At 38.1% G+C, this 12318-nt stretch carries 9 protein-coding genes; all 9 read right to left on the bottom strand.

Features of this window, described 5'->3' with window-relative positions; genetic code table 11:
- Window positions 1-2010, bottom strand: coding sequence for an NADH-quinone oxidoreductase subunit L (nuoL, locus tag FLS47_RS04505; protein ID WP_149913194.1), 2010 nt, complete (start codon window positions 2008-2010; stop codon window positions 1-3).
- On the bottom strand, window positions 2010-2315 hold the full coding sequence (gene nuoK, locus FLS47_RS04500; protein ID WP_149913193.1) for an NADH-quinone oxidoreductase subunit NuoK: 306 nt from the start codon (window positions 2313-2315) through the stop codon (window positions 2010-2012). Before nuoK ends, nuoL begins: the two co-directional genes overlap by 1 nt.
- Window positions 2312-2860: an NADH-quinone oxidoreductase subunit J family protein gene (locus FLS47_RS04495; RefSeq protein WP_149913192.1), complete on the bottom strand. Its 549-nt coding sequence runs from the start codon at window positions 2858-2860 to the stop codon at window positions 2312-2314. The genes nuoK and FLS47_RS04495 overlap by 4 nt, the downstream gene beginning before the upstream one ends.
- Window positions 2860-3420, bottom strand: coding sequence for a 4Fe-4S binding protein (locus tag FLS47_RS04490; RefSeq protein ID WP_149913322.1), 561 nt, complete (start codon window positions 3418-3420; stop codon window positions 2860-2862). The genes FLS47_RS04495 and FLS47_RS04490 overlap by 1 nt, the downstream gene beginning before the upstream one ends.
- 4 nt (window positions 3421-3424) lie before the next feature.
- The gene (gene nuoH / locus FLS47_RS04485) at window positions 3425-4498 is read right to left on the bottom strand and encodes an NADH-quinone oxidoreductase subunit NuoH (RefSeq protein ID WP_149913191.1); all 1074 of its coding nucleotides are present in this window, start codon (window positions 4496-4498) and stop codon (window positions 3425-3427) included.
- 145 nt (window positions 4499-4643) lie between these two features.
- On the bottom strand, window positions 4644-4931 hold the full coding sequence (locus tag FLS47_RS04480; RefSeq protein WP_223225127.1) for a sensor histidine kinase: 288 nt from the start codon (window positions 4929-4931) through the stop codon (window positions 4644-4646).
- Window positions 4901-5344, bottom strand: a complete 444-nt coding sequence (locus FLS47_RS04475) for a sensor histidine kinase (RefSeq protein WP_149913189.1) — start codon at window positions 5342-5344, stop codon at window positions 4901-4903. The genes FLS47_RS04480 and FLS47_RS04475 overlap by 31 nt, the downstream gene beginning before the upstream one ends.
- An 813-nt stretch (window positions 5345-6157) precedes the next feature.
- Window positions 6158-7624, bottom strand: coding sequence for a glutamate synthase subunit beta (locus FLS47_RS04470; protein WP_149913188.1), 1467 nt, complete (start codon window positions 7622-7624; stop codon window positions 6158-6160).
- A 19-nt stretch (window positions 7625-7643) separates the two neighbouring features.
- Window positions 7644-12143, bottom strand: coding sequence for a glutamate synthase large subunit (gene gltB, locus FLS47_RS04465; RefSeq protein ID WP_149913187.1), 4500 nt, complete (start codon window positions 12141-12143; stop codon window positions 7644-7646).
- Window positions 12144-12318 lie beyond the last annotated feature (175 nt).

The following is a 12318-nucleotide window of genomic DNA, read 5'->3' as shown; positions in this document are numbered from 1 at the left end:
TTATTTTAATATCAAATAAATTATTCCAATCAAAAGCACAGTCATCGTGAGTCCCAAGTAACTTTGTAAACGACCATTCTGAAATGTGCGTAGTGCATTTCCAAATTCATATGCTAAGCTAGCAACGCCATTCACTATACCGTCGACAATGTATTTATCAATCCAAGTTATCAAGGCACTGACTTGGCGAGTAATATAAGCTGAGCCATTCACGATGCCATCCACGATGTATTTATCAAACCAAAAGCTGATTTTTCCGATTTTCAGCGTTGGATTGACGAAAGTTTTCATCATGCATTCATTCATGCCAAATTGATTTTGAGTAAAATGAATCCAACTGCTATTCGCATTCAAAGGATACTTGCCTTTTACATACCAATTGTAGCCAATCCACCAACTAATTATCGCAGTAGCGGTCAATACAATTGGAATTATTAGGTGTAAAGTGTGAATCTCAGGGAACGTATAATCTACTACTAATCCATTTAAAATTGCAGCATTCGCATACGAAAAGGGATTCCATGAAAATACAATGAATAAAGAACAAACTGCTAAGAAAGCCATTGGGATCAGCATTGTTTTGGGTGCCTCATGCAAATGTACTTTATCACCAACATCAACTCGTAAGGTTCCAAAGAATGCTTTGAAAATTAATCTTCCAATGTAGAATGACGTTAGAATACTGACAATTACCAAAACAATTGGAATCAGAAGTGCGATTCCTCCTTGCTGTACTGCCCATTCAAAAGCAGAAATCACAATAGCGTCTTTCGACAGAAATCCCGAAGTCAATGGAAATCCTGCCAATGCCAATGAAGCAATAGCCATCATCACAAATGTCTTTGGCATATATTGACGAAGTCCGCCCATGTTACGCAAATCCTGTGGGTCAAAATCTAGATTGGTATGTGCTTTCAAATGCGCCATTTCGTGAATAACTGCACCTGCACTCAAGAATAAAAGACATTTGAAAAAGGCGTGTGTTGCTAAGTGAAACATACCCGCATCCCATGCGCCAATTCCTACCGCTACCATCATATAACCTAATTGAGAAATGGTAGAGAAAGCTAATACTTTTTTAATATCGTATTGTGCTAACGCAAAAATAGCCGAGGTAATAGCGGTTATGGTGCCTATGAATGCGATAATGATTAAAACCGTTCCGTTGAATAATGGAAAAATCGAACTCAATAAAAATACCCCTGCAGCAACCATGGTCGCAGCGTGAATTAAAGATGAAACAGAAGTTGGTCCTTCCATTGCATCAGGCAGCCAAAGATGTAGCGGAAACTGAGCTGATTTTGCCATTGCTCCTAAGAAGAAACAAATTCCTGCTGCGGTTATTAATCCCGAATTAGTATCAATGATACCTTGGAAGATTAACCCGTCTTTGCCCAATATTTCTACTAAATCTAATGTTCCAAAGGTGCTGAATAGAATGGCTAGACCGATTAAAAATCCCAAATCTCCAATTCTATTGATCAAAAAGGCTTTTTTGTTTGCTTGTACAGCAGATTCCTTGGTAAACCAAAATCCAATTAACAAGTAAGAAGCGAAACCCACCAATTCCCAGAAAATGTACATGACAAGTAGATTTTTGGAAATGGTCAAACCCAACATAGCAAAGCAGAACAAGCTCAAATACATCCAATAACGATGTAAACCTGCATCACCTTTTATGTAGGATTTAGAATATATATGAACGGGCAATGCAATAATGCAGACAATAAACTGCATTAAAACCGTCAGATTATTTAGTATTACCCCAATGCTGAATGTCTTTTCACCAATTGTAAACCACGTATAATCTGCTTGCAAGGGCGTACTGTTCCACACTTCTGCAAACACAAAAACACCAGATAAAATTGTACTCAGTACGATAGCAACCAACGAAAATATACCAGAAGTGGACTTCTTACCCAATATTCCCTGAATTATAAAGGCAACAAACGGCAAAAGCACGACTAGCATACTTGCTGTAATGGGCGATATGTTAAGTAGGTAGTGCATTAATCTCTTAAATCCGTAATATTATCAGGGTTAATGGTTTTGTAATGTCTGTACACGTTTAGAATTATTGCCAATCCTACTGCAACAGAAGCTGCCGCTAACACAATAGCGAACAAAGCAAACACTTGACCGCCGTAATTGATTTTATCGTATTTGCTGAAAGCTACAAAATTCAGAATAGCTGCATTAATCATCAATTCAATGCCGACTAAAATCATGATGGCATTGCGTTTAGCTAATACCGTGTACAGTCCGATGCAAAAAATACAAGCACTTACCACCAAAAAATGTGTCAACGTAATCATTGCGTTTCCTCCTTTCTAGATAAATGTGCTGCACCAATAAGTGCCATCAACAAGAATATAGAAATCACCTCAAATGGCAACACGTATTGTGTCATGAACTTGATGCCCAATTGATGTATATTGTTATCGTTGGGCGAGATGACATCACCGGATTTGATATTACTCATTATCCATTCGGGCATGTCATTATTCCATTCTTTCAAGCCAAGTAAAATAACGCTAAAAAATCCTAAAGCTAGTAATAAGGATTGCCAACTCGGCATACTTATAAAAGAGCCTGAAATCTGCTGTAAATCTGCCAATAGCTCTTTGTTTGAAAGCATAAAAGCAAATATCATCAATATCAAAACTCCACCGACATACACCATAATTTGCGTGATAGCCACAAAATCTGCTAAAGCGAATAAGAACAACCCAGCCATCGCAAATAAAGTAATGAAGAACAAGAATAAAGCACGTGCTGTATTTTTTAGACTCACCACTAAAAGCGAAGAACCTATTGCTAAAGCTGCAAAAGCATAAAAAAGAAATACTTCTAGATTCATTATTTCTTTTTCGCTGCCTCCTTGTCAGCTTGGAAACGTGTCCATTCTTCTTTACGTTTGGCTATTTCATCATCGGTCATTTCACCGAAATCATAGATCAAATCTGTTAATTTTGTCGTGCTTCGATCGTATTGATTGGTCATCGTGATACATTCTGTCGGACATACCACAGTACATAATCCACAATACATACATTTGGCCATGTCAATATCAAACTGCGCGGCGTACAGACGTTTTACACTGCCGTCCGATGTTTTTCCTATTGCCTCAGGTGATTTTATAGATTCTATAGTTATACAATCCACAGGACAAGCTTTTGCGCACAAATCACACACGATGCAATCATCTATTTCGACGTCTAATTGATAACGTGCTACCTCAGGAATTGGCATTTTCTCGTGTGGAAACTGCACTGTAGTAACACCTTCTTGTTTCTCAAAATAGTCAGCTTGGCGAATATCGCGTGTTTCACGTGATTTCTTCGCTCCAAAGAGGTGACCTACGGTCAAAAGTAATCCTTTTACCGCTGTCGCAAAGCCGTGTATTGTTGTTTTTAAAATCAACTTAATTCATTACTAATATGCGCCACAATCCTGATATTGCCATGCAGGCAAAAGCAATTGGAATCATCACTTTCCAACATAAGTTCATTAGTTGGTCTGCTCTAAAACGAGGTAAAGTCCAACGAATCCACATTTGAATACCTACTATGGTCAATGATTTTGCAAAAGTCCAAAAAATACCCCAAACTAAACCTGTCGTCCAATCTGCCAATTTTAAAGCACCAATATTTGGTAAGGGGGTATTCCATCCGCCTAAAAATATAACTACACCAAGCATAGCCACCAAAAACATCATGGCATATTCTGCTAAGAATACAAAGGCAAAGCGAATTCCTCCATATTCTGTATGAAAACCACCAATCAGCTCCGATTCAGCCTCTGGAATATCAAATGGAGCACGATTACATTCTGCGAGTGTAGCCACAAAAAAGATGACATAAACAACAATCAAATGAGGAGCTTGGAATATATTCCAAGCGAATATTCCACCAATCTCAGAAACATCCCAAAATCCTAGGAAATGAATACTTTCTGTACTGAGAATTCCTTGATTGAATGCGATTGCGTTTAGATTCAAAGTTTGTGTAATCATTACTGCTGCGATTAAAGATAATCCAACCGGAATTTCATACGATACCATTTGCGCGATCGCGCGAATGGAACCCAATAAAGAGTATTTGTTATTAGAACCCCAACCCGCCATCAAGATGCCTAACGCATCGATAGATACTACAGCCATGATGAAGAAGAGTCCTGTGTTTGTATTTGCAGGAATAAAGTCAGGCGCCCAAGGTACTACGGAATACCCAATAAATACAGCTACAAAAATAACGACTGGCGCTGCAGCAAATAATATTTTATCTGCAGCAGAAGGGTTTATCAATTCTTTTTGAAGGAGTTTAAGAATGTCGGCAAAAGTTTGTAATAAGCCGTATTTTCCAGTTTCCATTGGGCCAAGTCTATCTTGTACAAAACCTGCAATTTTACGCTCTGCATACACAGCAAATAGCGTGAACAAAGCGATGAAGCCAAAAATGACAAGCGGTACTAGAATATGAAGTAAAATTTCGCCCAAAGTACTCTTTAGATTAATTCTTAATTAAGTACAAACATACGTAAATCGTATGAATTGCGCTATAAAAAATGAAAATATACTAATCTAGTAGATTATATTTCTTTTCATTATTATTATCTGATCCTTTTTCCAACAGAGATGGAGTCTATGATGTTACTAAAACATTTGTCTGCTGTAAGGCCTTACTTTTTGGTAGCGATATAATGAAAGTCGAACCTTCACCTAATTTACTTTTTAAAGTGATATGGCCATTATTTTGTTGGATAAGATCATTTACAAGTACGAGTCCAAAGCAAGTGCCTCTCTCACCTGCTGTTCCTAAATTGGGTGTTTGAATAGTTTCGAGAAAATTCTTCATTTTTTCTGTCGAAATTCCAATACCATAATCTTGAATTTTCAATCTTATTTGATCATTTTCCTGACTAGCAGACACCACAATTTACCCTCATTGTGTGAAAACTTAATTGCATTGTTCAGTAAGTTTGGAACTATAATATTTAAATGATATGGATCTGCAAATACACTTAAATCACTTGGAATATCGGTCAGTATTTGTAAGTTTTTATTTTCAAATTGTGATTTTAAGAATACACATAAATGATCTATGGCTTCAATTAATTTAATGTCTTTTGGCTCGACCCGAGAGCGACGCAGACTTGTGGAGCTCCAATTTAATAATTCGACAAGTGTGCTGTCAAGATTCGTTAATCGATCATTTATAGATTCAAAAGTGTCAGTAGCTATTTCTCTTGAAATAATCTTTTCTTTATAAAGAAAAAGCAAATTTTGAATTGACCCTAAAGGAGCACGTACATCATGAGCGATAATCGTTAGGATCTTTTTCATGTTTTGATTGTTTTTCTGAACTAATAAATGTTGTTTACGTATTATTCTATTAGTCGAAATTTGGGCATTGTATTGTATCATTATGATGTAAATCAAACAGAATAATCCTCCACATACATTTAAAATTGTTCGTTCGGGCAGTACGGGTAAGTCGACATCAAATGGATACGGAACAAATTTAATAGCAATGAATATTGCACTTAAAATAACACTCGATATTATTTGGATACTTCTATTTCTATAAATAAGTGTAATGGCTATCAGCACGCTCAGTAAGTATAGTTCTGATTGGTTTTTATAAATAAATCATGATAAGGTGAGTGAAAAAGCATTGAAGAACAATAATACGATTTTTGCTAAATCATATTTTCTGTAATGATTAAGTATTAATACTGTAGTAAGATTTAGTGTTATAGACAGATTGATAGTTGTCAATAAGGGTCTTCCTTGAAAGAAATTTAGAACAGCATAGGAGAATGAAACAAGTATAAAAATAAATGACGCAGCATTAATATTATTAAGCACCTTAATATTATACAAAGATAAGGATGAATCCTTTCCTATATTCTTAATTTTATTCCAATAATTAAGAAACCGCTTCATGTGTAGATGATATTTTTAATAAAAATACATTATTAATCTAAGATTTTGAAGTGCTTTTTAATTTTGAAAATAAAGTACGGGTTAAATGTTTAATTGGTTATAAAACTTGATTTTCAATTATTTTATTGAAAAATACTTTAAAAAAATAATTCCCTTTTTTACGAATGTAATAAAAGGGAATATTAAAAAAATATAGATGATGATTAGTTTCTATGCATATGTATAGACAGCTTCTTTACTTTCTAATACCGTCGAACCCATTAAGAATTCATCCACTTTCCGCGCACATTCGCGACCTTCTGAAATCGCCCATACGACTAATGATTGACCGCGACGCATATCGCCAGCAGCGAAATATTTGTTTGCACTAGTTTGGTAAGAACCTTCTACAGCTTTAACGTTTCCTCTTTCATCCAATGCGATGCCTAATTGTTGTAAAAGGCCATCATATTGTGGGTGTAAGAATCCCATCGCTAATGTTACCAATTCGCAAGGAATTTCACGTTGAGAACCTTCAACTTCTTTGAATTTTGTAGGTCTGCCTAAAGCGTCAGTTTCCCATTCCAAATCAACAACTAAAGCAGCGCGAAGATTACCGTTTCCGTCGCCTAAGAATTCTTTGGTGCTGATACTCCAATGTCTTTGACATCCTTCTTCGTGCGAAGTCGTTGTTTTTAACAACATCGGATAAGTCGGCCAAGGCATAGCAGCTGAACGAGCTTGTGGTGGTTGCGGCATCAATTCAAACTGTGTCACGGATTTTGCACCGTGTCTGTTTGAAGTACCAACACAGTCAGATCCAGTATCACCGCCACCGATTACCAATACATTTTTGCCAGTAGCTAAGATTTCTTCTGTTTCGATAGGGGAGTTACCTACACGTTGGTTTTGTTGTTTCAAGAATTCCATTGCATAGTAAACGCCTTTTAGTTCACGTCCAGGGATATTCAAATTACGAGGAATTGTAGATCCACCAGACAATACTACAGCATCATATTGATCCAATTCAGATGCTGGTACGTTTTTACCAACTTCTGCATTTGTGCGGAACTCAATTCCCGACTCTTTCATTACGTCTACGCGTCTGTCGATAACCGATTTATCTAATTTAAAATCAGGAATACCGTAGCGCAATAATCCGCCCACTTTGTCATCACGTTCGTACACAACAACATCGTGACCAGCTTTGTTTAACTGTGCTGCAGCAGCAAGTCCAGCAGGACCGCCACCAACAACAGCAACTTTTTTACCTGTTTTAATTGCAGACTTATTAGGTTGTACGTAGCCTTTTTTGTAAGCAATCTCAATGATATGTTTTTCGATTTCCTCAATGGCTACAGGATTTTTGTTGATACCCAATACACATGCGGACTCGCATGGCGCAGGACAAATACGTCCTGTAAACTCTGGAAAGTTATTAGTTGATGATAATATATTGTATGCTTCTTCCCATTTGCCGTCATACACAGCATCGTTAAATTCTGGTATAACATTTCCAAGAGGACATCCTGAGTGACAGAATGGAATACCACAGTTCATACAACGTGCAGCTTGATTGTTCAATTGCTCGTCAGAATAAGTGTGTACAAATTCTTGGTAATTTTGTTTTCTATTTTCTACAGCCTCTTTTTGAGGAAGTACTCTATCGAATTCTAAAAATCCAGTTGCTTTTCCCATGATTTTATTTCCTCTTTAATTAAGCTACAACCATTTTTTTCAATAACACATTTTTATATTCACGAGGGAATACCTTGATGAATCTGTTCTTTTCGGTAGCCCAATTCTCTAAGATATATGATGCTCTCGCGCTTTTTGTCAAATTCACATGACGTTTTAATAGCGCGATGATTTCAGTTTCATCTTGAGTTTCAAGTGGGTCAAGATCCACCATTTCTTGGTTGCAATTTTCTTTGAAATTACCATTGATGTCATAAATCCAGGCTATACCACCACTCATACCTGCTGCGAAGTTTCTACCTGTGCCACCTAAGATTAAAGCACGGCCACCTGTCATATATTCACATCCGTGGTCTCCGATTCCTTCAACAACTGCTGTAGCTCCCGAGTTACGAACTGCAAAACGCTCACCAGCCATACCATTGATAAACAAGTGACCTGAAGTCGCGCCATATAAGGCTACGTTACCAATAATAATGTTTTCGTGAGGTGTTAACGTGCTTTCTTTAGCTGGATAAATTGCTAATTGTGCACCGGATAAACCTTTACCTACGTAATCGTTCGCTTCACCTTCTAATTCGAATGAAATTCCTTTTGTATTAAATGCTCCGAATGATTGACCAGCAGAACCTTCAAATTTGAAGTTGATTGTATTGTCAGGCAAACCTTCCGAACCATAAATTTTTGATATTTCGTTTGAAAGTAAAGTACCAATAGTACGGTCCGTATTTTTTACGATAAATGTTCCGAATACTGGAGTTTTATTATCTAAAGCATCTTTAGCTTGTTTTAACAATCCCCAATCTAGGATCATGCTCATGCCATGATCTTGTTCTTCGGTATTGTAAAGAGATTGACCAACTTCGTTGCGTGCTACGTGTAAGATCCCAGAGAAATCCACTTTGGAAGCTTTCCAATGCCCTACATCTTCTCGTTTTTTCAAGAATTGTGCACGACCTACCATCTCATTGATAGTACGGAATCCTAATTGAGCCATAATCTCACGCATTTCTTCTGCTAAGAAATGGAACAAATTCACTATGTCTTCTGGTTTTCCAGAGAAAAGTTTACGTAATTCAGGATCTTGCGTCGCAACACCTACTGGACACGTATTCAAATGACATTTGCGCATCATAATACATCCACCAGCAATTAATGCCGCTGTAGCCACACCCCATTCTTCAGCACCTAATAAAGTTGCAATGATTAAATCACGACCAGTTTTCATTTGACCGTCCGCTTGTAATACGACACGACTGCGTAGTTTATTTTGTACTAATGTTTGGTGTGCTTCAGCCAAACCAAGTTCCCAAGGAAGACCTGCATGTTTGATTGAGCTGATTGGAGAAGCTCCAGTACCACCGTCATATCCTGCGATCAAGATTACATCGGAGTGCGCTTTCGCAACACCAGCAGCAATTGTACCTACACCTGCTTTCGATACCAATTTCACATTGATACGTGCATCGCGGTTGGCATTTTTCAAATCGAAAATCAATTGTGCCAAATCCTCGATTGAGTAAATGTCGTGGTGTGGTGGAGGAGAAATAAGACCTACACCTGGCGTAGAGTGACGTGTTTTAGCGATCCAATCGTCAACTTTGTGTCCTGGTAATTGACCACCTTCCCCTGGTTTAGCACCTTGCGCCATTTTGATTTGGATCTCATCGGCTTGAGTCAAGTAGTTTGATGTAACACCAAAACGTGCAGAAGCTACTTGTTTGATTGCCGAACGCATAGAGTCTCCATTTGGTAACTTTTGGTAGCGGATTTCATCCTCACCACCTTCACCAGTATTGGATTTACCGCCTATACGGTTCATTGCAATAGCTAATGTGCTGTGTGCTTCGTGTGAAATAGAACCGAAAGACATCGCTCCTGTAGCAAAGCGTTTCAGGATTTCGCTTGCTGGTTCTACCTCGTCAATCGAGATTGAGTTTCTATGTTTTGCAAAATCCAATAATCCGCGAAGCGTAAACATTGCTTCTTTTTGGTTATTGATTAATGCAGAATATTTTTTAAATGATTCGTAGTCATTGTTACGACAAGCTTGTTGTAACAAGTGGACAGTTTGTGGATTCCACAAGTGACCTTCACCGCGACGTTTCCATTGGTAAATACCACCTTCTGGTAATAATGGTTTTACGTTGCGAGGTGCTTCAAACGAACGCCAGTGCTTAGTTAGTGCTTCGCGTGCGATATCATCCAAAGCCAACCCGCCAATACGTGATACTGCGCCACAGAAATATTTGTCCACCACAGATTTATCGATACCTAATACCTCAAAGATTTGAGCACCATGGTACGATTGCAATGTCGAAATACCCATTTTAGAGAATATTTTCAACAAGCCATTGCAAACTGCTTTTACGTAGTTCTTGCGTAATACTTCCCATTCTAACTCTGTTTCAAGTTGGCCTTCTGCTTTTAACGTACGGATACTAGCTAAAGCTAAATATGGGTTGATTGCTGTCGCTCCGAAAGCTAATAAACATGCGAAATGGTGTACTTCCCAAGCGTCACCCGCTTCTACGACCAAACCTACCGCACCACGGTTACCTGTTTTAATCAAGTGGTGATGTACTGCTGATACCGCCAGAATCGAAGGGATAGCTGCGTGTTGAGAATCAATAGCACGGTCTGATAAGATAATGACTTCGAATCCATCACGTACCGCATCATCTGCATAACGACATAATCTTTCGATACCTGCTTCTAATGAACCTGGCTTGCCATCTGCACGGAAGTATGATTGTAATGTTTTCGCTTGGAAAACTCCTGTGTCGATAGAACGTAATTTCTCTAATTCGCTTGAAGTTAAGATTGGGTGTTCTAACGTCACACAATGACAAGATTTTTTGTCTTCAACAAGAATATTGCCAGAATTACCTATAAAAGTAGCCAAACTCATTACCAAACGCTCGCGAATTGGGTCGATTGGTGGGTTCGTTACTTGTGCGAAAAATTGTTTGAAATAGCTAGAAATGTGTTGCGGTTGATCCGACAATACAGCCAAAGGAACATCCGTACCCATAGAACCGATTGGCTCATAACCAGTAGTTGCCATTGGTGTTAATATTGTCTCAATATCTTCTCTCGAATAACCAAAAGCTTGTTGGTATTTGAAAACAGATTCTTTTGACAGGTATGTAAACGTAACACGCGGCTCCGCTAATTCTTCTAGTTTAATTTTATAATTGTTGATCCATTCACCGTAAGGTTGTTGACGAACCAATTCGCCTTTAACTTCTTCGTCTGTACGGATTATTCCAGCCTCCATGTCTACCACGAAGATTTTACCAGGTTGTTGACGACCTTTTTTGATGATAATAGATTCATCAATTGGCAATGCACCAGCTTCGGAAGCCACGATTACGCGATCATCAGAAGTTACCGCAAAACGTAAAGGACGTAACCCGTTTCTATCTAAAGTAGCACCGATAATTTTACCATCTGTGAAACACAATGCTGCTGGACCATCCCATGGCTCCATCAATGTCGCGTGGTATTCGTAGAATGCTCTTTTCAATGGGTCCATTTGTGTGTTGCCGTCCCATGCTTCAGGAACTAACATCAACATCACGTGTGGCAAGCTGCGTCCACTGTGTAATAGAATTTCAACCACATTATCCAGACAAGCTGAATCGGATTGACCTTTGTCCACAACAGGCAACAAAATTTCCATTTCTTCTTTTGTGAAATACGGAGAAGAAAGAGAGCGTACTGCTGCGTAGAACCAGTTTAAGTTACCCGTCAAGGTGTTGATCTCACCATTGTGTGCCATCATGCGGAAAGGCTGCGCCAATGACCATGATGGAAATGTATTTGTAGAAAAACGCGAGTGTACCAAACCGAAAGCAGATACGACACGTGAATCTTTTAAGTCTTTATAATATGTGCCAACTTGATAAGTTGTCAATTGACCTTTGTAAATAATTGTTTTGCAAGAAAGCGAAGCGATGTAGAGCGGAAGAGGGTATTCTTGGGTTGATTTGATTTTTTGGATTATAAGTCTTCGGAGAACGTATAATTTTCTTTCGAAATCTTCTGTGTTTGTCACTCCTTCAGGTCTTGACACGAAGAACTGAACGATTTCAGGTTCTGCGCTTAGAGCTGTAGGTCCAATTCCTTCTTTGTTTACTGGAACAGCTCGAAAACCTAAGAAATCCATTTTTCTATCTGCGGCTGCTTCTTTTATAACTTGACGACATAGGTCGTTTAGCGTTTTTTCTTTTGGTAAAAATACCATACCCACACCATAGTATCCAGGCTCTTGAAGTTGTATGCCTAGATCAATGCATTCTTCCCAAAAAAATTCATGTGGTACTTGAATCATTATTCCTGCACCATCACCACTTTCAGGATCACATCCGCAAGCCCCGCGATGTTCCATGTTTTCTAGCATAATCAAGGCGTCACGCACTTGGTTATGCGATTTTTTACCTTTTATATGTGCTACAAAACCAACACCACAAGCGTCGTGTTCAAATTCTGGGTTGTAAAGTCCTTCTTGCTGCATTCTTAATATAAATTATGTTACCTAATTTGAGTTTGCTAATATAAAAATTTTCAACCAAAATAATTGAAAAATTTTCAATAAAGTTTAATATAATTTGATTTATTTTTAATCCTGTAGCTTTTTTTAGACTTGATTTGTATTTATTGCGTAGTTTGATTGGTAATATGGAATTTCA

Source organism: Sphingobacterium cavernae, assembly GCF_008520265.1.
GTDB lineage: Bacteria > Bacteroidota > Bacteroidia > Sphingobacteriales > Sphingobacteriaceae > Sphingobacterium > Sphingobacterium cavernae.
The sequence above is the reverse complement of the archived record's forward strand: the minus strand, read 5'-3'. Positions and strand labels throughout refer to the sequence as shown.

Excerpts from the sequence above, each read along its gene's own strand:
- nuoL (WP_149913194.1), bottom strand. The coding sequence starts at position 2,010 with ATGCACTACCTACTTAACATATCGCCCATTACAGCAAGTATGCTAGTC.
- nuoK (WP_149913193.1), bottom strand. The coding sequence starts at position 2,315 with ATGATTACGTTGACACATTTTTTGGTGGTAAGTGCTTGTATTTTTTGC.
- FLS47_RS04495 (WP_149913192.1), bottom strand. The coding sequence starts at position 2,860 with ATGAATCTAGAAGTATTTCTTTTTTATGCTTTTGCAGCTTTAGCAATA.
- FLS47_RS04475 (WP_149913189.1), bottom strand. The coding sequence starts at position 5,344 with ATGAAAAAGATCCTAACGATTATCGCTCATGATGTACGTGCTCCTTTA.
- FLS47_RS04470 (WP_149913188.1), bottom strand. The coding sequence starts at position 7,624 with ATGGGAAAAGCAACTGGATTTTTAGAATTCGATAGAGTACTTCCTCAA.
- gltB (WP_149913187.1), bottom strand. The coding sequence starts at position 12,143 with ATGCAGCAAGAAGGACTTTACAACCCAGAATTTGAACACGACGCTTGT.